The organism is Agromyces sp. Marseille-P2726 (genome assembly GCF_902809835.1).
GTDB lineage: Bacteria > Actinomycetota > Actinomycetes > Actinomycetales > Microbacteriaceae > Agromyces.
In genome coordinates, this window is sequence record NZ_CADDWM010000013.1 from 192,821 (window position 1) to 211,508 (window position 18,688).

Consider the following 18,688-nt stretch of genomic DNA (forward strand, 5'->3'; position numbering starts at 1 on the left):
GACGCTCGAGCATCGAATCGGATCACGAGAGGAAGAACACATGGCGAGAGCGGTCGTCTACCGGCACAGCGGCGGCCCCGAGGTGCTGAGCCTCGAGGAGATGCCCGACGCAACTCCCGGCCCCGGCGAGGTGGTGGTCGCCGTGCGCGCGATCGGCGTGAACCCCATCGATGTGAAACAGCGCACTGGTGCAAGGGCTCCCGATCCGGCGGGTGAGCCGAGGCGCATCGGCCAGGATGCCGCGGGCGTGGTCGAGGCCGTCGGTGACGGCGTCGACTCGGTGAGCGTCGGCGACGAGGTGATCGTGCGGCGTGCGCGGGGCGCGTATGCGACCCAGGTGGTGGCCCGCGCCGACCAGCTGGTGCGGAAGCCGGCCGAGCTCGGCTGGACCGAGTCGGCGAGCATCGGGGTGCCGGTGGCGACGGCGTACCAGGTGCTTCGCTCGCTCGGGGTCGGTGAGGGCGACACGCTGCTGCTCCACGGTGGATCTGGCAGCGTCGGGCAGGCCGCGATCCAGTTCGCCGTGGCCGCCGGAGCACGGGTGATCGCCACCGCGAGCGAACGCAATCACGACCGGATCCGCGCGCTCGGCGGTGAGCCGGTGGCGTACGGCGCCGGCCTCGAAGCGCGTGTGCGAGAGCTTGCGCCCCGAGGAGTCACCGTGGCGATCGACTGCGCGGGCACCGACGAGGCGATCGAGGTGTCGCTCGCCCTCGTGGCCGATCGAGACCGCATCGCCACGATCGTGCGCGGTCGGGATGCCGCCGGCTGGGGGATCCGCGCGTTCAGCGGCGGCAACCCGGTACCGCTCACCGACGAGGAGCAGCGCTGGCGCGACGAGGGCGTCGAGGTCGGCGCAGCATTGGCCGCCGAGGGGCGATTCGACCTCGAGGTGGGCCGGACGTACCGACTCGAAGACGCTGCCGAGGCGCAGCGCGCGAGCGAGTCGGGCGAGGTTCGCGGCAAGATCGTGCTGCTCGTCTGACCGCGCTCACGACTCCTCGTACCAGCGCAGCACGCGCATCGCCCGAAGGGTGTTCCATCGGCTCGGTTCGCCCTCTGGCGCGTCGACCGCGAAGAACACCTGCCCATGCCAGGGCTTGCCGGCGATCCAGCGGCCGTCGTCGCCGCGGCGCGATCGCAGCAGGTCGATCGCCTCCGAGAGGCGACGGTCTGGCCTGCCGCCCGCCTCGCGGAAGTAGTCGAGCGCCCGCAGCACGTCGTAGAACCAGTAGGGCGGGAACGAGAAGTTCAGGTAGCGATCTCTCACCACCTCGCCCGTGGAGCGCCGCCGGAACAGGCTGCGTTCGAGCAGGTACTCCTCACCCCGGCGGCGAGCCTCGGCAAGGGCGGCGTCGGTCGAGGCATCGCCCGACCCTCCGGCGCGCTCCAACGCGAGCAGTCCCTCGAGCACGCAGATGGTCGAGTCGAACGAGCTGCGGGTCGATCCTTCGACGCGATCGCAGTTCCATCCGCCGTCGTCGAGCTGCTCCTCGCGGAGCAACCCGATGATGCGGGCACTGCCATCGCCGAGCTCACCGAAGTAGGCGGCGTTCGCGAGCACGCCGCCGTTCACGCACTCCTCGACCTCGCCGTGGAAGTACGGCCGGTCGTCCCAGTCGCTCCATACGACGCCGTCGCGCGTTCGGGCGACCGCCGCCCGTACCGCCGGGTCGGTGGGTTCGGCGCCCAGTCGCCGGAGCAGGTGCAGCGACCAGTGCGTGCCCCTGCGGTCGCCATCGACGCCGTACTCATGATCGCCCCAGTACCCGCGGTCATCCTGCAGTGCGAGCAGCCGAGCGGCCCACCCCTCGTGCGCCACGCGGGCGCGCTCGGCAACGACGGCCTCGTCGGGCGCATCGAGCAGGTCGCGCATCACCTGCCAGCGAATCGAAACGTCTGCGTCGAGAAGCCAGTCGGTCACGTGCATGCGGACCATCCTTGCCGATGCCGCCGACACCCGGCGCTCACCGCAGATCGAGTCGCATCAGCACGCGAGGAAACCCGTTCAGCACCGATGCCGTGTCGGCCGCCTTCGAGAAGCCCGCCTTCTCGAACAGGCCCTTCGTGCCGACGTAGGCCATGGTGAGGTCGACCTTCGCGCCGTCGTTGTCGACGGGATACCCCTCGATCGCGGGCGCTCCCTGGTCGCGCGCGAACTCGACGGCGCCGGCCAGCAGGTGGTGCGAGATGCCCTGGCCCCGATGCCCCGGCCGCACGCGGATGCACCACACCGACCAGACGTCGAGGTCGTCGACATGCGGGATCTTGCGGTTCGTCGCGAAGCTGGTGTCGGCCCGCGGATGCACGCCGGCCCACCCGACGACCTCGTCACTGTCATATGCGAGGACACCGGGTGGCGGGTCTTGGGTGACCAGTTCGCGGACCTTCGCACCGCGGGCCGGGCCGGTGAGCGCCTGGTTCTCTTTGGAGGAGGTGAGCCGATAGCTCAGGCACCAGCACACGCTGGCGTCGGGCCGCTTGGGCCCGACGATGGTTTCGACGTCGGCGAAGACGGTCGCGGGTCGCACCTCGATCGCCATATCGACACCCTGCCAGCAGCCTCCGACACCGGCAACGGCGACGCGAATGGTGCGGCCGAGGGTGGCCTCTTGAGATCGTCACGTCACCTCCGAGAGGCTGTCGACATGACCGCACCGGATGCTTCGCGGGTGCTGTTCTGGCGACGGACCGACGTGGTCGGGCTCGAACGAATGGTGCTGACGAGTCACCTGACGGGATCGCCGCCGAGTCGACCGTCGTCTGCCTCGACGACGGCGGTTTCGAGCTGCGGCACCGCTGGAGGCTGACCCCCGACTGGGGCACCCTCCGATCAGGCGCCTGCCCGAAAGCCGGTGCCCGCCTCACGCTCGACACGTGCTACGTCGATGCGTCGATGATGAACGTGGTGCGCTCCAGGCAGCGGTACGTGCGCGTGAATCCGAACCGCGTGCGCTACGTCGATCTCGGCGTCGCGGCCGGGTTCGAGGCCGACCTCGACGTGGACGAGGACGGACTCGTGCTGCGGTACGGGCACCTGTTCGAGCGGGTCAACCCCTCGCGAGCGGGCTCCGCATCCTCCTAGCGTCGAAGCACATCGATCGAACGACCGAGGTGAACACATGGCCGACGTACTGATCTTCGCGCCCGCGCCGCTGCTCACGGTCACGCTCGAGGGCGATGCGGCATCCGGCGATCTGCACATCCACTCAGGTGGCCAGGGCATCTGGCAGGCACGAATGCTCCGAACACTCGGGCGCAGCGTCGCGATCGCGGGAGCGTTCACGGGCGAGCCCGGACGGGTCGTGCAGCACCTGCTCCACGACGAGGGCATCGAGGTGCACGCCGTCGAGCGCGAGGGTCGCGGCTCGGCGTACGTGCACGACCGACGCAGTGGAGAACGCGTCGCAGTCGCGGAGCTTGCCGGTGACCCGCTGTCGCGGCACGACCTCGACGAGCTCTACGCCGTCATGCTGCGGGAGGCGATGAACGCCAGCCTCGTGATCCTCAGCGGTCCGGCTGACGATGGGATCCTCCCCGACGATGTGTACCGTCGGCTCGCCGCAGACGTGACGGCAGCGGGGCGCCCGGTGGTGGTCGACCTGGCCGGCACACGGCTCGCCTCCGCCCTGGAGGGCGGCGTGCGACTGGCGAAGGTGAGCGACTCCGAGTTGCGCGATGCCGGGGAGCTGGAGGGCGATTCGGTCGACGAGCTGGTGCAGGCCGGACGACGGATGCGGGATGCCGGGGCCGAGAGCGTCCTCATCACGCGCGCCCACGAACCGGCCCTGCTCATCGACGGCGACGAGGCGGTCACCGTTCGGGTGCCGCAGATGCAGGAGGTCGACTCCGCTGGGGCGGGAGACTCCTTCACCGCCGCGGTCGTGGCCGCGCTCGCCGCGGGTGACTCGCTGCAGGAAGCCGTGGCGCTGGGTGCGGCGGCCGGCGCGCTGAACGTCACTCGGCACGGCCTCGGCACCGGCGACCACGAGGCGATCCAGCGGCTCCGCGAGCGGGTGGACGTGCGCCCGGTCGGCGACCAGGGCGAAACGGCGGAGGAGGCCGAGATCGTCAGCCCCGACCAGCTCGCCGCTCGCGCGGAGGTGGATGAACGATGACGACCGTGCTGATCACGAACGACGACGGCATCCAGTCGCCCGGCCTCCACGCGCTGGCCGAAGCCGCGGTCGCCGAGGGATTCGTCGTCGTGGTCGCCGCGCCCGATACCGAGTCGAGCGGTTCGAGTGCCTCGATCATCGGCGCCGAGCCCGACGGGCAGATCCGCATGCAACGTCGCGAGATCGAAGGACTCGAGCTGCCCTGCTACGCCGTGCGCGCTGCTCCTGCACTCATCGCGCTGATCGCGGCGCACGGCGCGTTCGGTGCCGTGCCCGACCTCGTGCTCTCCGGCATCAATCGCGGTGCGAACATCGGTCACGCCATCCTGCACTCGGGCACGGTCGGGGCTGCGCTGACCGGCGGGGCGAACGGAGCACGCGGCCTGGCGATCTCGCTCGACGTCGGCATGAACCCCAAGACCCATGAGTGGGCCGCAGCCGCGAAGATCACTCGCCGTCTGCTGGCAGGGGTCGTCGCCGCTCCGCCCGGCACAGTACTCAACCTCAACGTGCCGAACGATGCTCGCGCGGGCGACCTCGATCCGCAACCGGCGACGCTGGCCCCATTCGGAATCGTGCAGACCACCGCCGTGGCCCCGGCCGGCGAGGGTGACGAGGGCGGCGTACGATTGACGGTCGCCGACCTCGCCGGCGAGCACGATCCGCGAAGCGACGCGCACCTGCTCGCGGCCGGTCGGCCGACGCTCACGGCGGTGAGCGCGGTGGGCGAAGCGCCGCTCCCCGACTCGCTGCGGTGAAGCCGGCGCGACGCGTGCGCGGTTGCGTTCCGTGCGCGGTGCGCCGCGCGCCGTGTCAGACTCGAGGGATGCCCCTCGCCACGATCGACGCCAATGGCGTGCCCTTCACCGTGCGACGCGCGGAGCGCGATGACCTTCCCGCGCTGACCGAACTGATCGCTGCGGACGCCCTCCGCGCGAACGACGACAGCAGCGCGCCGGAGCACCGCGGGCCCTACGAGGTGGCGTTCGACGCGATCGACCGCGATTCTGCGCACACGCTGGTCGTGGTGGAGGACGCCGACGGCGCCGTCGCCGGCACGATGCAGCTCACGTTGCTCCCGGGTCTCGCGCGCGCCGGCGCGGCGCGCATGCAGATCGAGGCGGTGCGGGTGGGCGAGTCTGCGCGCGGGCTCGGGCTCGGCTCGGCGATGATCCGCTGGGCCATCGACGAGGGCCGTGCGTGTGGAGCGGCGCTCGTTCAGCTCACCTCCGATGTTCGGCGCGAGGATGCCCATAGGTTCTACGAGCGACTCGGATTCGAGGCGTCGCACGTCGGTTTCAAGCTGTTCCTCTGAGCACGTCCTGTGAGCCCTTGACGGATGGCCGCCCGCGAACGAGGCTGAACGCACTCGGTATCCGCAACGGCGCGGGGAAGCCCGCGCGAAAGGGGCAAGCCACATGGACCTCACGACCGAGAAGGAGAAGACCGATCTCTCGACCGAGCGGATCGCCTGCGCGTTCTCGAGCCACCGCTTCGACGTCGCCCTGCCGTACCTCGCCGACGACGTCATCTGGACGGTGGTGGGTTCCGATCCCCTGATCGGGCGAAAGGCCGTGAAGAAGGCCTGCGAGCGCACGGCCGGCGGTCTCGCTGCGGTGACCACCGAGTTCCAGCGTCAACGCACCGTAGTGGGTGAGGACAGCGTGGTGGTCGACAGCCTGGCGAGGTACACGGGGGCCGACGGCGACGTCTCGGTGGTCGCCTCCTGCGACGTGTTCGACTTCGACGAAGCCGGCCGCATCACCGAGATCGTCTCGTACACGGTTGAACTTCCGACCTAGGAGTCGGGTTCCGCCTCTTCGTCGGCGTGCCGGTGGACGACCTTCCATTCGCCGTCCTCCCGGCGGTATACCTGGGTCACCCTGAGCACGTAGTCGCGCGGCTCGCCGTCGACGCTCGTCGACGTGATCTCCCGATGGACGGTGTAGGCGAGGTCGCCGCTCACATCTGCGGCGACGAGGTCGATGTCAGTCGATGTCACGTCGGAAAAGCCCTCCGCCAGCCTCAGGAAGACATCGCGCGCACCGGCGGGGTCGATGGCATTGCGCCACGCGCCGAAGAGCGTCACGGGTGCTCGCTCCGACCAGGTCTGGAACCGTGGCCCGGCATCGCCGTCATGGAGCGCGTCCTCGGCGGCGCGCCACGTGGTGTCGAACCAGTCGAGGAATTCGTCGCGATCGGCCATGGCTGCATTCAAGTCCTCGTGGGCGGATGCCGAAAGGTGTTTCCGTCACTCGGGCTGGTTTCCCGCGTCGCCGTTGATCGTGAACGGCGATGTGACGCCCTCGTACATGACGTGAGCCACGAGTCCGTCGACCGCGTGCGGGAGCGTGTGGCAGTGATCGCTCCAGATGCCGGGGTTGTCGGCGACGAAGGCGATGTCGTATCGCTCGCCGGGGTGCACGTCGAGCGAGTCGACGATCCATGGGCTTCCGGATGCCGCGACGCCGTCGCGTGACAGCACGACGACGTGGTGGCCGTGCAGGTGCATGGGATGCACGTCGCCCGAGTCGTTGCGGAGGTGCATCACGACGACCTCGCCCTCGCGGACCTCGAACATCGGCACGTCGGGGAACATCCGTCCGTTGATGGTCCAGAAGTTGCCGGGGCGGCCGTCGATGATGCCGAAGCGCCGGGCGATCACGTACTCGTACGAGCGGTCGGGTGACGACGGGTCGAAGCCGAGCGGCGCCGGCGAGCCGTAGGCGAACAGGTCGATCGTCTCCGAGGGCTGGCGCGCTGCCGGCGGGTCGGACGCTTCGGGGCCGCCGATCACGATGCTGCGGGCACCGCCCACGTGGAGTCGCACGGCGCTGCCGTCGGCCGGCGCCCGCACCGCGACATCCGCTCGCCCACCGGCGGGGATGAGCAGGCGCTGCCCGTCGACGTCGGTCGGCTCGCTCACGTCGTCGCCGTCGGTCGCGACGACCCGGTACGGAGCCGTCGACCAGACTGCGGCGGTGCCCTGGTCGCTGTTGATGACGCGCACGCGCACCGTGGAGCCGGGGTCGGCGGTGACGCGCTCATCTGCGACACGGCCGTTGAGGGTGTGCTGACCGCCGTACACGTGGAGCAGCGCGGTGACGTCGAGGTCGGCGGCATCCGTCGACGGCACGGCCGGGTCGATCACGATCGCACCCAGGAGGCCGCGCAGCACCTGCTCGTGCGACACCTGATGCGAGTGGTACCAGTACGTGCCGGCATCCTGCGCCACGAAGCGGTAGACGTGGCGGCCGCCGACGGGCACCGCATCCTGCGTGATGCCGGCGACGCCGTCGGCCGCGTTCGGCACGTCGATGCCGTGCCAGTGCAGGGTCGCCCCAGCCGCCACCGACTCGTTCACGAGCGTCACCTCGACGAGCTCGCCCTGCCGGGCGCGGATCTCGGGGCCGGGCGAGGTGCCGTTCAACGTGTAGCCGTCGACTCGGCGTCCGCCCGGCACGTCGATCGGCTCCTGCCGGGCCACGAGCTCGACCCGCACGTCGGGGGCGCGGTCGGGGTCGGCGGTGAGCGAGGTGACGCTGACCTCGCTGCTGGAGGCGACGGTTCCGGATGCCGCGGCAGCGCCGCCGCTCTCACCGCCGTGCCCGGCGTGACCGCCGCTGCTCCCGTGGGCGCTGCCGCCCATGGTCATGACCGAGTACTCACCCAGCAGTGTGGAACTCCACGCGACCGCGCCGGCGCCGAGCGCGGTCGCCACCGCGACCCCGACGACGGCGCATCGCAGGAGGTCACGCCGAGACGGCATCGGAGCTCGCCCCCTCGGAGGGCGTCACCGACGTGTCCGCGGGGTCTGCCTCCCGTGCCCGCCGGACGCGGAACGCCGAGAACGACGCCGTGGCCACGACCGCGAGCGCGTTCGCACCGTGGATCAGTCCGAGATACGGCATGTCGGTGATCGAGAAGCCGAGCGTCACCTGCAACGCGACGAGCCCGAACACGATCGCCGCCCACGTCGTCGTGCCGCGGACCCGCACGAAGAACGAGACCACGAGCAACGCGAGCGCGATGAGCGGGATGAGCACACCGCCAACGACCCCGTGGATCAGGAATCCGATCTCGCCGACGCCGGCCGCCTGGAAGCTCTCGAGCAGCGCCTTGTCGACCACGCCGCCCTCCGACACGAGGTTGAGCATGCCGCCGAACGCGAACGCGATCGCGGCGGCCTGCACGACGACGGCGCCCGCGACGGTCCAGGCGAGGCCGATGTAGAGCTTGCGCATGATGCCTTCTCCTTCGTGCGGCGCCGGTCCGTGGCATCCCTTCGACGGGCTCAGGGCGGCGCCGCTTCGCCCTCGACCCTCGTCGACCCGCGATGCAGGCGGAACGCAGCAGGCCGGATGCCGCGTGGCGGAACGCCTTGGACTGCATGGTGGCCAGCCTCCAAGGGGCGGTGCGGATGTCCCTCTCCCGCGGCCTGCCCGAGAGGAGGACCATGGAACCGTGGACCGCAGGTGGCTGTGCCTCGCGACGCTGGGCCCGATCGGGGTCGCCGCGCTGGTGTACATCGTCATCGTGCGGGGCTTCATCGAGGCCGACGCCGACCACGGGCTCGCGTGGCCGATCCTCGGCGCGCTTCCGTTGTTCGTGCTGGGCATCTGGCTGCTGACGGTGACGAGATCGCTGACCGCCGTGCTCATCGCGCTCGCGGCGACGGCCATCCTCGTCGGCTCCGCATACGAGACCTTCCTGCATCGCAACATCGAGATCATGGCGGAGCCCTGGTTCCCGCTCTTCAACCTCATCGGGCTCACGTCCGACGCGGTGGCGACCTCGGCATTCCTCATCGTCTTCGCGACGTTCCCCGACGGTGTGGTCGAGCACCGATGGCAACGGATCGCCGTGGGCTTCCTGTGGGTCCCGCTGCTCCAGGGTCCGCTGACGCTGCTCACGACACCGCACGTCGTGATGTCGCCGTGGATCGGCATCAGCGGCGACGGCATCCCCAATCCGTACGTCGTGCCGTGGCTCGAATGGGCGCAGCCCATCGTGACCGTCCTGTTCTTCCAGTCGTGGCCGGCGGTGATCCTCGGGCTCGTCGTGCTCGGCACGCGGGCGCTGTTCGGGTCGCCCGAGGTTCGGCGGCGCACCCGCGTCATGGCGATCACGATCGCCGCGGCCTCGGCGGCGTTCGCGATCTGGCCGCTCCTTCCGTGGCCCGAGGTCGGCCAGTTCCTCGTGTACGCGGTGCTCATCGCAATCCCGATCGCCGCGGTGCACGGCATCTTCAAGTACGGGGCGTTCGACGTGCCGTCGGGCGATCGCGGACGCAACGCCGCGCGCTCCGCGAACCTGATCATCACCGTGTTCTACGCCATCGGGGTCGCGACGCCGGCGATCCTGCTGGCCGGGCGTCTCCGCGTCGTGCCCGCCGTGATCGTCACGACCATCGTCGCGGTCGTGCTTCTGCCGGTGCGCACCTGGGTGCAGCGGTGGATCCACCGGCGGCTCTTCGGCGATCGCGACCGCCAGCTCGAGCTGCTGGGCGGGCTCGGCGCGAGCCTCGAGGAGGCCGGCGAGCCGGGCGACCTGCTCACCCGCCTCGCCGAAGCCGTGCGCGATGGGCTCGGGGCGTCGTGGGTGCAGATCCGGCTCGCATCGACCAACGGAACGCTCGCCGCGTCGCCGATGGGCGCCGCGGGCGACGCGGACCCGTCGGCCGAGCCCACGCTCACGGCCGATCTCGTGCGCGGCGACGAGACCCTCGGTCGCATCGACGTGGGACCGCGTCACCACGGCGACTACAACGACGCCGAGCGGATGCTGCTGCGCACGGTCGCCGGCCAGGCCGCGGCATCCGTCGCGAACGTGCGGCTGACCGCGCAACTTGCCGAGCAACTCGACGAGCTCACCGCGTCGCGCGAGCGGCTCGTGGCCGCGCAGGACGATGAGCGCCGGCGGCTCGAGCGCGACCTGCACGACGGGATCCAGCAGAACGTCGTGGCGCAGATCGCGGGCCTGCGGCTCGCCCGTAACCGGCTTCAGCGCGGCGAACTCACGCCCGAGGAACTCGTCGAGCTGCAGGACCAGGCGCGCGAGACGCTCACCGACCTGCGCGAACTCGCGCAGGGCATCCACCCGCCAGTGCTGAGCGACAACGGCCTCGTCGCCGCCGTCGAATCGGGTGTCGCGCGATACCCGATCCCGCTCACGGTCGAGGCGGATGCCGCGGTGCGCGCCGAGCGGTACCCCGACGATGTCGAGACGACCGCCTACTACGTGGTGCGCGAGGCGCTGGCGAACACGGCGAAGCACGCGAACGCGACGCAGGCCTCCGTGGCGCTCGCCCGGGACGACGGGCACCTGCGCATCGCGATCACCGACGACGGGTGCGGCATCACCGGATCTGCGACGGATGCCGCGGCGTCCTCGCACGGTGGACTCGCGAACATCCGCGACCGGGTCGCCGCGCTCCGCGGCACCGTGAGCGTGTCGCCGGCCGACTCATCGGGCACCGGCACGACGGTGCTCGTCGACCTGCCGGTCGGTGATCGCGTTGAATGACCAGGCCGTGCTGCGCGTCGTGATCGCCGAGGACAACTACCTCGTGCGGGAGGGGCTGCGTCGCCTGCTCGAGGACTCCGGCGAGATCGACGTCGTCGCCTCGACGGGGAATGCGATCGAGCTGGTCGACGCCGTGCGACGCCTGTCGCCGCACGCGGTCCTGACCGACATCCGGATGCCGCCGGGCCACCACATGGAGGGCATCGAGGCAGCCCACGCCATCCGCGCGACCTCGCCGTCGACGGGCGTGGTGGTGCTGTCGCAGCACGCCGACGAGAGCTACGCGCTCGCACTGTTCTCCGACGGCTCGGCCGGGCTCGGCTACCTGCTGAAGGACCGCATCGGCGACCTCGAGGACCTCGTGCACGCGCTGCGCGAGGTGCGGGCGGGTGGTTCGGTGATCGACCCGCAGATCGTCGACACGCTCGTGCGCCGCCGCAGTGCGGCGGGCGCGGCCAGCCCGCTCGCGGCGCTCTCGCCGCGCGAGCTCGAAGTGCTGCGCGAGATGGCGGCGGGCAAGACCAACGCGGGCATCGAGCAGTCGCTGTTCCTGTCGTCGTCGACGGTGGAGAAGCATGTCAACGCGATCTTCACGAAGCTGCGGCTTCCAGAGACGGGCGTGCATCGGCGGGTGGCGGCGGTGCTGACGTTCCTGCAGGACGGCGAGGCGTCGTCGGAGTGAGCGCCGAGGTCGCGTCGATCCGGCGGAAGCAGCGCGACGCCCTGCGACGGTGCTACGGCAGAAAGCTATTGACAAACGATAGATACACCACGATAGTCGATGCATGACGAAGATGAATTGGGTGGTCATCCCACTCAGGGTGCTGCTCGTGCTGGTCTTCCTCGGGCTCATCATGGCGCAGGTGTTCAGCCTGCCCGGCGAGTTCCGGCAGATGGCCGACGAGAATCCCGACGCGGGGTTCGTCCCGGGACTGCTCCTCACCTTCGCGATCCTCGAGATCCTCTGCTTCCAGATCGTCATCGTGTGCACGTGGCGGCTGCTCACGCTGGTCAGGGCCGATCGCATCTTCAGCGACGAGTCCTTCGTGTGGGTCGACGTGATCGTCTGGGCGATGGCTGCCGCGTGGATCATGCTGGCCGGCCTGTCGACCTACCTCGTCGCCGTGATCTATTTCACGCCCGAGCTCCGTGACCCCGGAACTCCGATCCTCCTGACCGGGATGGTGCTGATCGGCGCCGTCGTCGTGCTGACGGTGGTCGTGCTCCGCGCGCTGCTGCGGCAGGCCACCGTGCTGCGCACCGACCTGGAGGAAGTGATCTGATGCCGATCATCGTGCGCATCGACGTCGAACTCGCCAAGCGCAAGATGAGCGTCGGCGAGTTCGCCGACCGGGTCGGGCTCACGCCGGCGAACGTCGCCGTGCTGAAGAACGGTCGCGCCAAAGCGGTGCGGTTCAGCACCCTCGACGCCATGTGCCGTGTGCTCGAGTGCCAGCCGGGTGACCTGCTCGAGTGGGTCGAAGCGGCCGAGCCCGAGGCGCAGTCGGCATCGACCGACTGATCGATCGAGCGAGCGCCTCACCGGTTCGGATTGGACGCAGCCCCGTCGAGCCAGAGCGTGTCGGTCGGGTCGCTGTGCGTGCCACCGCTGTCGACGTGCTTCGTGCTGATCTGCGGGCCCATCGTGATGACGTGCACGAGCGCCATCGCGTGGCCGCGGCCGAGGCCGTAGTCGGCGGCGAGCCATTCGACGATGGGCGTCGCCTTGGTGCCCGGGCCGAAGCCCTTCTCGTCGGCGAGTGCGACGAACTGGCGGGGCGGGAGTCCGGCCTTGGTCTCGATGTTGTCGAGGTAGGCCTGGAATGACATTGCGGTGCTCTCCTTCGTTTCTTCGTCTGGCCGAGTCAGTCCTCGTCGGCCCAGGTCTGGATGATGACGTCCGACGCGTGGATGCAGAGCATCTTCAGCCGCCCGTCGCCGACGTTCTCGAAGCGGTGCCACACCCCGGTCGGCACGGTCGCAGTGTCGCCGACACCAGCGATCAGTCGGCGGTCGCCCATGGTGATCTCGGCGGACCCCTCGAGCACGACCCAGGTCTCGGTGTAGGGGTGCCAATGCAGCCCCGGCCCCTGTCCGGGCTCGTTGTCGACGAAGAAGTACGAGATGCCGGCGCCGTGCTCGCGACCGACGAATCGGCGGGTACGCCCGGTGCCCACCACCAGTGATTCGGCCGGCACGATGCCGACGCTCGCCGTGCCGTCCATGGTGGGTGCGAGGGTGATCTCAGCGGTGTTCATGGGTGCTCCATTCGGACTCGGATGCCTCGGTATCGGATGCCGCGACTGCGGTCTCGGCGGATGCCTGCAGCAAGGCTCGCGCGCAACATCCGTCGTCGGTAGTGTTTCGACGTGGATCGAAACTTCGTGGAGTTCCGCCTCGCGCCGGGCGATGTCTCGGCGATCCGCTTCGGCGTCTCACCCGGCCATGAGTTGTGCCACGCAGTGCGGGTGCTGCAGCGCCCGGGCGAGCATCCGCTGCAGTGGGGCTGGCTCCGCAGCGTGCGCGAGCGCGTGCCGCGCGACGCCTTCGAGCTCTTCGCCGTGATCGTGCGCGATCGCGGATACTTTCCCGACTTCCTCACGACCACGCCGACGTGGGAGCTCGAGCCCATCCACGAGGCCGCGCGGCTGCGGGAGGTTCCCGATGAGCTCATGCGAGTCGACCTCGGCAAGGTGCTGGTGAGGTCGACGGGAGCCAGGCGCGACGCGGTGCAGCGCATGCTCGACGACCTTCCGCGTGCCCGGGCGATGATCGCCGACGCGTGGCTCGAGTTGTGGTCGGCGTTGCTCGACCCGGTATGGGCGCAACTCGAGCGCATCCTGCGCGCCGACATCGCGGTGCGCGCCCGCCGCATCGCCTCCGATGGCCTGGCCAGCATGGTCGAGGGGCTGCATCACACCGTCGGATGGCACGAGAGCGCGCTCCGGGTCGAGCTCGCGCTGCACTCCGAGGTGCTCGACTGCCGCGGCTCGGGGGTGGTGCTCGTTCCGTCGGTGTTCGGCGGCCTCGGGTGTGCCGTGCTCACCGAGCCACCCGCTCAACCGACGATGTTCTATCCTGCGCAGGGCGTCACGGAGCAGTGGGCGACGGATGCCGCGGCGCTCGCGGAGGCGCTGGCGGTGCTGCTCGGCGGCGCTCGCGCCGACATCCTGCTGACCGCGCACGAGGAACGCACCACGTCACGAGTGGCGACTGACGCCGGGATCGCCCTCTCGACGGCCTCGCACCATCTCACGGTGCTTCGCGACGCCGGTCTCATCGCCAGCCGACGCGACGGCGCGAGGATGCTCCACCTGCGCACCCCGCTCGGGGAGGCGCTGGTGGGGTCCTCGGGATGAGCGGTCACCGCTCGGCCATCGATCTTGCGCTGTGCTGGGATCCCCCTATCTGACCAGTGATTTCGTCGGCCTCGAATGTCGGTGGCTGCTGATTGGATGAAGCCGTGCCAGCGATCATCGACCTTCCGCCTGCAGCGGCTCTCGAGTTCGAACTGGCCGCGATCGAGACCTTCGATCGCATGATCCGGCAGATCCAGGCCGACCAGTACCGGCGGGTCCAACGCGCTCGCGAGCTCGCGGCCGAAGTCGACGGCGTCACACCGTCGAGCACGTCCCGTGAGCGCGATATGGCGATGCGCTCCTTCGTGGCCGAGCTCGCCACCACACTGGGGCTGCATGAGGTCACCGCGTCGCGCCTGGTGGCCGAGGCCGAGCGGCTGACGGGGCCGCGCGTTGCGACGCGTGAAGCGCTGAGCGAGGGCACGCTCTCGCTCACCCAGGTCCGCTCGGTGCTCGAGCTCACCCATGGCTTGCCCGTCGAGGTCGCCGATGCCGTTGAACAGGTCGCGCTCGATGCCGCCGCGGCCGCCGTGACACGGGGCGTGGTATCCACGAACGCCGAGGTGCGCCGCCGCATGCGGCGGGTGCGTGAGCGGCTGCATCCCGAGCCCATCGTCGACCGGCGCGCCCGCGCCAGCGACGAGCGGCGGGTCTGCGTCGATCCAGCACCCGACGGCATGGCGTGGTTCAGTGTGTTCCTCGAGGCCGAGCGGGCGCTCGCGATCGACGCTCGCCTCACGGCGCTGGGCGCACGCGAGACATCGGGTGATTCCCGCACCGCCGCCCAGCGCGCCGCAGACCTCGCCGCCGATCTGCTCCTGGGGGGTGTGCTCGGCGACGATGGCCGAACCCGCGCCGGCCTGGCCGCCGGCACCGGTGCGATGCGGCCGAGCATCAACGTCACCGTGCCGGTGCTGACCTTGCTCGGCCTCGACGACGAGCCGGCCGACCTCGATGGGTACGGCCCGATCGATGCCGAGACCGCACGACGGCTTGCCGCGCACGCGCCGTCGATGCGGCGCATCCTGGTGCATCCAGAAACCGGCGCGGTGCTCAGTTACGGGCGCGAGCACTACCGCGCACCGGCCGACCTCGACGGGTTCGTGCGGTACCGTGACGGTCGCTGCCGATTCCCGGGCTGCTCACGACGGGCCGACCAGGCCGATCTCGACCACACCACCGCACGTGCGCACGGCGGCGAGACCTGCGACATGAATCTCGCGGCGCTCTGCCGACACCACCACCGCCTCAAGCACGAGAGCGGATGGCGGATGGTGCAAGAGCCCGGCGGCGTGATGCAGTGGACGTCACCGGTCGGTCACGTGCTGCGCACACTGCCCGAGCGGCCGTTCACGCCGGTCGCCGCGCGCGACGGGGCCGCCGGGCTTCCGGCACCGCCCGACGTTGCGGCGACTCTTGCGCCGCCGGTCCCGCCCGATCCGAACGAGTCGTTCGACGACGAGTTGCGGTGGTTGCTCATGCAGCACGCGCAGCACGAGCAGCACGAGCCCGCGCCATTCTGAGCCGAGCCTGCCGTCTCTGAGCCGCGCCTGCCGTCGTAGCACGGGGTCCCGAAGGCAACAACCTCCTTGCCGCCGACCGGGTCGACTCGAGATGGTGGTGCTCAGCGGCATCCGCTCGGACCCCCGTCGACCGATCGAACTTGGAAGGACTGCGACGATGGACATCACCGACAACGGACCCGACCCCAACGCCTTCGACATCGAGACGGCCACACGCGAGAACGGCACGTACCGCACCGTCGCCTGGACCGGCCGGTACCTGCAGGTGACGCTCATGTCGATCCCGGTGGGCGAGTCGATCGGCCTCGAGGTGCACCCTGAAACCGACCAGTTCCTGCGGCTCGACGCAGGAAAGGGCAGGGTGAAGATGGGTCCCTCGAAGGACGACCTGAGCTTCCAACGCGATGTCGCCGACGGATGGAGCATCCAGGTGCCGGCCGGCACCTGGCACGACGTCGAGAACACGGGCAACGAGCCCCTGCGACTCTACGCGGTGTACGCGCCGGTGCATCACGCCCCCGGCCTCGTGCAGAAGACGGCCGATGAGGCCGAGCGCGACGAAGAGACGGGCAAAGACGAACCGCCGTCGTGGGCGGTCGAGCCCGAGGGCGGTTCGCCCGACGAGCACGCCTGAGCGGGTGACCGATGCCGCGGTGGGGATGCCGCGGCATCCATCATTCGCAGCACACGTGTCACATCCTCGTGAGCGCCGGTGTCTCCATGCTGAAGGCAAGAACCATTGGAGGAGACATGACCGGCTCGACCCGAATTCCGTCCACGGAGATCACCGGACTCTACGGCGCGCTCATGAAGACGATGAGCAAGCGGATGGTGGGCTTCGTTCCCGACTCCCTGGGGGTGATGTGGCATCACCCCCAGGTGCTGAAGGACATGGCTCAGTTCGGTCGCAAGGTCGAGAAGTGGAATCGGCTCGACCCGAACCTCAGCTCGTTCGCGTCGATGGCGACGGCCGCACTCGTAGGCTGCAGCTTCTGCCTCGACCTGCATTACTTCCTGGCGCACAATCACAAGCTCGACGAGGCGAAGGCACGCGAGGTACCGCGATGGCGGGAGTCGTCGGTGTTCACGCCGCTCGAGCGACGCGTGATGGAGTACGCCGAAGCCATGAGCCAGACGCCGCCGACCGTCACCGATGAGCTCTCCGAGGAACTCCTCGCCGAGTTGGGCGCCCCAGCGCTCATCGAGTTGAGCGCGACGGTCGCCTACCTCAACGCGACGGCACGGGCGAACATCGCCCTCGGCATCCACTCCGACGGGTTCGCGGACGCCTGCGACCTGCCGCCGCTCGCCACCCGGCCAGCCGACGACGTAGTGTCGCGAGCATGAGTACCGACCCGTTCGTCCGGCACCGCGGGCTGCTCTTCACGGTCGCCTACGAGATGCTCGGCTCGGCGGCCGACGCCGAGGACGTGCTGCAGGAGTCGTGGATCCGATGGGCCGGTGTCGACCACAGCGGCGTGCGCGATCCCCGGGCGTACCTCGTTCGGATCGTGACCCGGCAGGCACTCAACCACCTGCGCACCGTGTCGCGCCGCCGCGAGGACTACGTGGGGGAGTGGCTGCCCGAGCCGCTGCTCACGAGCCCGGATGTCGCGGATGACGTCGAGCTCGCCGAGAACCTCTCGATGGCGATGCTGACCGTGCTCGAGACGCTCGGGCCGACCGAGCGAGCGGTGTTCGTGCTGCGTGAGGTGTTCGACCTGCCCTATGACGAGATCGCGGAGGCGGTCGGCAAGACGCCGGCCGCCGTGCGGCAGATCGGCCACCGCGCGCGAGACCACGTGGCGGCTCGGCGCCCTCGCGTGCGCGTGGATCCGACCGAGCAGGAGCAGGTCGTCGAACGCTTCATCGCCGCGTTCAATACCGGCGACCTGCAGTCGCTGATGGACGTGCTCGCACCCGATGTCGTCGCGGTCGCAGACGGAGGTGGCCAGGTCCGCGGCGCGGCCCGACGGCCGATCGTCGGGGCGAAGAAGTTGGCGGCCTACCTGGCCGGCGGCCTGGCGAAGCTCGAGGTGCGGGCTGTGGCCACTCGGGCGTGGGTGAACGGTGAGCCCGGCGTGCTGATCGAGGTCGACGGGCAGGTCGCCGCCGCGGTGAGCCTCACCATCGAGCACGGGAAGATCACGCGCACCTACTCGGTCGCAAACCCGCAGAAGCTCGCATGGCTCGACACGGAGGCGCTGCTCGCTCGGTGAGGACGCTCGGGCGCGCGGCTCGTCGGCGCGTCGGTCGTCGGCGTGTCACTCGTCGGGCATCGAGCGGCGGTCGCCGACGACGCGATCGGTGAGCGGGAAGGCGAGCGAGTCCGCCCGCACCCACCACTCCATCACGTCGTAGGCGAGTCGCCCCGCCGCGACGGAGGGATCGGCATCCGACACCTTCGCCGCCTCGGCCGGATCGCAGGCGAAGATCGACATGCCGCGATACGACGCATCGCTCTGCTCGCCGAAGGGTCCGTTCACGACGAGCACACCTCGCCGTCCCAACTCGGCGCGATAGGCGAGGTGGCGCGCCTGCAGCGCGTCGAGCTCGTCGTCGGGCATCTCGGGCGCATCCGCCGGACGCCGCAGCACGACGACCGTGTAGACGTCGAACGCCTCGGGGATGTCGGGGTTTCGGGGCATCCGTCTGCTACGCGTTCTCGAGTTCGGCGATGACGATCTTCTTCTGCTGCATCATCACCTGGATCTGCTCGGGCCGGCGGGTCAGTTCGCCCATGTTCGCGGGAATGACCTGCCAGCTGACGCCGAATCGGTCTTTGCACCAGCCGCACTGCTCGGCCTCGGGAACGTGCGACAGCTTCGCCCAGTACTCGTCGATCTCGGCCTGGTCGGCGCACGACACGATGAACGAGATCGACTCGTTGAACGTGAACAGCGGCCCGCCGTCGAGGCAGACGAAGTCGACGCCGTTCAGGATGAACTGCCCGTTGATCACCTTTCCCGTCATGCCCGCGAAGTGCTCATCGAGCGACGCGTCGGGATACTCGTCGATCCGCGTGATGCGCGAGTTCGGGAACACGCTGACGTAGTACTCCATCGCCTCGCGCGCCTGGTCGTCGAACCAGAGGCACGGCTGGATCGGTGCGAGCTGGGCCATCGCTGACTCCCTTGTTCGAGGATGCCGGTTCGCTCACGCT

General features: G+C 69.9%; 24 protein-coding genes. 15 read left to right on the forward strand and 9 right to left on the reverse strand.

Translation table 11 applies throughout. The features are described 5' to 3' along the window. The first annotated feature begins 40 nt into the window (after positions 1-40). Positions 41-985 carry an NADP-dependent oxidoreductase gene (locus HUS56_RS08945; protein ID WP_173923056.1) on the forward strand — a complete coding sequence of 315 codons (945 nt, stop codon included), beginning with the start codon at positions 41-43 and terminating at the stop codon, positions 983-985. Positions 986-991: 6 nt separating this feature from the next. Here HUS56_RS08945 and HUS56_RS08950 read toward each other — a convergent pair whose 3' ends face one another. Both HUS56_RS08950 and HUS56_RS08955 read right to left on the reverse strand, forming a co-directional pair. Beyond that, complete coding sequence (locus tag HUS56_RS08950; protein WP_173923057.1) at positions 992-1,930, reverse strand: hypothetical protein; 939 nt, start codon at positions 1,928-1,930, stop codon at positions 992-994. Between the two features lie 37 nt (positions 1,931-1,967). Further along, the gene (locus tag HUS56_RS08955) at positions 1,968-2,543 is read right to left on the reverse strand and encodes a GNAT family N-acetyltransferase (RefSeq protein WP_173923058.1); all 576 of its coding nucleotides are present in this window, start codon (positions 2,541-2,543) and stop codon (positions 1,968-1,970) included. Between the two features lie 263 nt (positions 2,544-2,806). Between HUS56_RS08955 and HUS56_RS17145 the strand changes: the two genes are divergently transcribed. From HUS56_RS17145 to HUS56_RS08980, 5 genes are all read left to right on the forward strand, one after another. Continuing rightward, positions 2,807-3,085 (forward strand): putative glycolipid-binding domain-containing protein, encoded by a 279-nt coding sequence (locus HUS56_RS17145; protein ID WP_256368800.1) that lies wholly within the window; start codon positions 2,807-2,809, stop codon positions 3,083-3,085. 37 nt (positions 3,086-3,122) lie between these two features. Beyond that, the gene (locus HUS56_RS08965) at positions 3,123-4,118 is read left to right on the forward strand and encodes a PfkB family carbohydrate kinase (protein ID WP_173923059.1); all 996 of its coding nucleotides are present in this window, start codon (positions 3,123-3,125) and stop codon (positions 4,116-4,118) included. Further along, positions 4,115-4,876, forward strand: coding sequence for a 5'/3'-nucleotidase SurE (surE, locus tag HUS56_RS08970; RefSeq protein ID WP_173923060.1), 762 nt, complete (start codon positions 4,115-4,117; stop codon positions 4,874-4,876). The genes HUS56_RS08965 and surE overlap by 4 nt, the downstream gene beginning before the upstream one ends. Positions 4,877-4,944: 68 nt before the next feature. Next, a complete protein-coding gene (locus tag HUS56_RS08975) occupies positions 4,945-5,433 on the forward strand; it encodes a GNAT family N-acetyltransferase (RefSeq protein ID WP_173923061.1) in 489 nt (162 codons plus the stop codon). 103 nt (positions 5,434-5,536) lie between these two features. Further along, complete coding sequence (locus tag HUS56_RS08980) at positions 5,537-5,920, forward strand: nuclear transport factor 2 family protein (RefSeq protein WP_173923062.1); 384 nt, start codon at positions 5,537-5,539, stop codon at positions 5,918-5,920. On the opposite strand, the gene HUS56_RS08985 is transcribed toward HUS56_RS08980, so the two are convergent. From HUS56_RS08985 to HUS56_RS08995, 3 genes are read right to left on the reverse strand one after another with little or no spacing between them, the layout of a single operon-like run. Then, a complete protein-coding gene (locus HUS56_RS08985) occupies positions 5,917-6,324 on the reverse strand; it encodes a nuclear transport factor 2 family protein (protein ID WP_173923063.1) in 408 nt (135 codons plus the stop codon). The two genes, HUS56_RS08980 and HUS56_RS08985, sit on opposite strands and share 4 nt — an antisense overlap. 45 nt (positions 6,325-6,369) lie before the next feature. Beyond that, positions 6,370-7,839: a multicopper oxidase family protein gene (locus HUS56_RS08990; protein WP_254431372.1), complete on the reverse strand. Its 1,470-nt coding sequence runs from the start codon at positions 7,837-7,839 to the stop codon at positions 6,370-6,372. 31 nt (positions 7,840-7,870) lie between these two features. Further along, positions 7,871-8,362, reverse strand: coding sequence for a hypothetical protein (locus HUS56_RS08995; RefSeq protein WP_173923065.1), 492 nt, complete (start codon positions 8,360-8,362; stop codon positions 7,871-7,873). Between the two features lie 220 nt (positions 8,363-8,582). On the opposite strand from HUS56_RS08995, the gene HUS56_RS09000 reads away from it, so the two are divergent. The 4 genes from HUS56_RS09000 (at position 8,583) to HUS56_RS09015 (ending at position 12,165) form a co-directional block, all read left to right on the forward strand. After that, complete coding sequence (locus HUS56_RS09000) at positions 8,583-10,643, forward strand: sensor histidine kinase (RefSeq protein ID WP_173923066.1); 2,061 nt, start codon at positions 8,583-8,585, stop codon at positions 10,641-10,643. After that, on the forward strand, positions 10,636-11,325 hold the full coding sequence (locus HUS56_RS09005) for a response regulator transcription factor (protein WP_254431373.1): 690 nt from the start codon (positions 10,636-10,638) through the stop codon (positions 11,323-11,325). Before HUS56_RS09000 ends, HUS56_RS09005 begins: the two co-directional genes overlap by 8 nt. Positions 11,326-11,428: 103 nt before the next feature. After that, positions 11,429-11,926 carry a DUF2975 domain-containing protein gene (locus tag HUS56_RS09010; RefSeq protein WP_173923067.1) on the forward strand — a complete coding sequence of 166 codons (498 nt, stop codon included), beginning with the start codon at positions 11,429-11,431 and terminating at the stop codon, positions 11,924-11,926. Beyond that, positions 11,926-12,165 carry a helix-turn-helix transcriptional regulator gene (locus HUS56_RS09015; protein WP_173923068.1) on the forward strand — a complete coding sequence of 80 codons (240 nt, stop codon included), beginning with the start codon at positions 11,926-11,928 and terminating at the stop codon, positions 12,163-12,165. The genes HUS56_RS09010 and HUS56_RS09015 overlap by 1 nt, the downstream gene beginning before the upstream one ends. A gap of 17 nt (positions 12,166-12,182) precedes the next feature. On the opposite strand, the gene HUS56_RS09020 is transcribed toward HUS56_RS09015, so the two are convergent. Then, positions 12,183-12,473, reverse strand: a complete 291-nt coding sequence (locus tag HUS56_RS09020) for a DUF4287 domain-containing protein (protein WP_173923069.1) — start codon at positions 12,471-12,473, stop codon at positions 12,183-12,185. A gap of 35 nt (positions 12,474-12,508) precedes the next feature. Next, on the reverse strand, positions 12,509-12,901 hold the full coding sequence (locus tag HUS56_RS09025; protein ID WP_254431374.1) for a cupin domain-containing protein: 393 nt from the start codon (positions 12,899-12,901) through the stop codon (positions 12,509-12,511). Positions 12,902-13,012: 111 nt separating this feature from the next. Here HUS56_RS09025 and HUS56_RS09030 point away from each other — a divergent pair, with 111 nt between their 5' ends. From HUS56_RS09030 to HUS56_RS09050, 5 genes are all read left to right on the forward strand, one after another. Next, positions 13,013-14,002, forward strand: coding sequence for a DUF5937 family protein (locus HUS56_RS09030; protein WP_173923070.1), 990 nt, complete (start codon positions 13,013-13,015; stop codon positions 14,000-14,002). Between the two features lie 104 nt (positions 14,003-14,106). Then, entirely contained in the window at positions 14,107-15,525 is a 1,419-nt protein-coding gene (locus tag HUS56_RS09035; protein WP_173923071.1) for an HNH endonuclease signature motif containing protein, read from the forward strand. A gap of 157 nt (positions 15,526-15,682) precedes the next feature. Next, a complete protein-coding gene (locus tag HUS56_RS09040; protein WP_173923072.1) occupies positions 15,683-16,159 on the forward strand; it encodes a cupin domain-containing protein in 477 nt (158 codons plus the stop codon). Positions 16,160-16,275: 116 nt separating this feature from the next. Then, on the forward strand, positions 16,276-16,872 hold the full coding sequence (locus HUS56_RS09045; protein ID WP_173923073.1) for a carboxymuconolactone decarboxylase family protein: 597 nt from the start codon (positions 16,276-16,278) through the stop codon (positions 16,870-16,872). Further along, on the forward strand, positions 16,869-17,744 hold the full coding sequence (locus HUS56_RS09050) for an RNA polymerase sigma-70 factor (protein ID WP_173923074.1): 876 nt from the start codon (positions 16,869-16,871) through the stop codon (positions 17,742-17,744). Before HUS56_RS09045 ends, HUS56_RS09050 begins: the two co-directional genes overlap by 4 nt. Positions 17,745-17,789: 45 nt before the next feature. Here HUS56_RS09050 and HUS56_RS09055 read toward each other — a convergent pair whose 3' ends face one another. After that, entirely contained in the window at positions 17,790-18,173 is a 384-nt protein-coding gene (locus HUS56_RS09055) for a YciI family protein (protein WP_173923075.1), read from the reverse strand. 7 nt (positions 18,174-18,180) lie between these two features. Continuing rightward, positions 18,181-18,648 carry a VOC family protein gene (locus HUS56_RS09060; protein WP_173923076.1) on the reverse strand — a complete coding sequence of 156 codons (468 nt, stop codon included), beginning with the start codon at positions 18,646-18,648 and terminating at the stop codon, positions 18,181-18,183. Between the last annotated feature and the right edge of the window lie 40 nt (positions 18,649-18,688).

What these genes read in the sequence shown, in the direction of transcription:
- HUS56_RS08945 (WP_173923056.1), top strand. Translation starts at nt 41, where the DNA reads ATGGCGAGAGCGGTCGTCTACCGGCACAGCGGCGGCCCCGAGGTGCTG.
- HUS56_RS08950 (WP_173923057.1), bottom strand. Translation starts at nt 1,930, where the DNA reads ATGCACGTGACCGACTGGCTTCTCGACGCAGACGTTTCGATTCGCTGG.
- HUS56_RS08955 (WP_173923058.1), bottom strand. Translation starts at nt 2,543, where the DNA reads ATGGCGATCGAGGTGCGACCCGCGACCGTCTTCGCCGACGTCGAAACC.
- HUS56_RS08965 (WP_173923059.1), top strand. Translation starts at nt 3,123, where the DNA reads ATGGCCGACGTACTGATCTTCGCGCCCGCGCCGCTGCTCACGGTCACG.
- surE (WP_173923060.1), top strand. Translation starts at nt 4,115, where the DNA reads ATGACGACCGTGCTGATCACGAACGACGACGGCATCCAGTCGCCCGGC.
- HUS56_RS08975 (WP_173923061.1), top strand. Translation starts at nt 4,945, where the DNA reads ATGCCCCTCGCCACGATCGACGCCAATGGCGTGCCCTTCACCGTGCGA.
- HUS56_RS08980 (WP_173923062.1), top strand. Translation starts at nt 5,537, where the DNA reads ATGGACCTCACGACCGAGAAGGAGAAGACCGATCTCTCGACCGAGCGG.
- HUS56_RS08985 (WP_173923063.1), bottom strand. Translation starts at nt 6,324, where the DNA reads ATGGCCGATCGCGACGAATTCCTCGACTGGTTCGACACCACGTGGCGC.
- HUS56_RS08995 (WP_173923065.1), bottom strand. Translation starts at nt 8,362, where the DNA reads ATGCGCAAGCTCTACATCGGCCTCGCCTGGACCGTCGCGGGCGCCGTC.
- HUS56_RS09010 (WP_173923067.1), top strand. Translation starts at nt 11,429, where the DNA reads ATGACGAAGATGAATTGGGTGGTCATCCCACTCAGGGTGCTGCTCGTG.
- HUS56_RS09015 (WP_173923068.1), top strand. Translation starts at nt 11,926, where the DNA reads ATGCCGATCATCGTGCGCATCGACGTCGAACTCGCCAAGCGCAAGATG.
- HUS56_RS09020 (WP_173923069.1), bottom strand. Translation starts at nt 12,473, where the DNA reads ATGTCATTCCAGGCCTACCTCGACAACATCGAGACCAAGGCCGGACTC.
- HUS56_RS09025 (WP_254431374.1), bottom strand. Translation starts at nt 12,901, where the DNA reads ATGAACACCGCTGAGATCACCCTCGCACCCACCATGGACGGCACGGCG.
- HUS56_RS09040 (WP_173923072.1), top strand. Translation starts at nt 15,683, where the DNA reads ATGGACATCACCGACAACGGACCCGACCCCAACGCCTTCGACATCGAG.
- HUS56_RS09045 (WP_173923073.1), top strand. Translation starts at nt 16,276, where the DNA reads ATGACCGGCTCGACCCGAATTCCGTCCACGGAGATCACCGGACTCTAC.
- HUS56_RS09050 (WP_173923074.1), top strand. Translation starts at nt 16,869, where the DNA reads ATGAGTACCGACCCGTTCGTCCGGCACCGCGGGCTGCTCTTCACGGTC.
- HUS56_RS09055 (WP_173923075.1), bottom strand. Translation starts at nt 18,173, where the DNA reads ATGCCCCGAAACCCCGACATCCCCGAGGCGTTCGACGTCTACACGGTC.
- HUS56_RS09060 (WP_173923076.1), bottom strand. Translation starts at nt 18,648, where the DNA reads ATGGCCCAGCTCGCACCGATCCAGCCGTGCCTCTGGTTCGACGACCAG.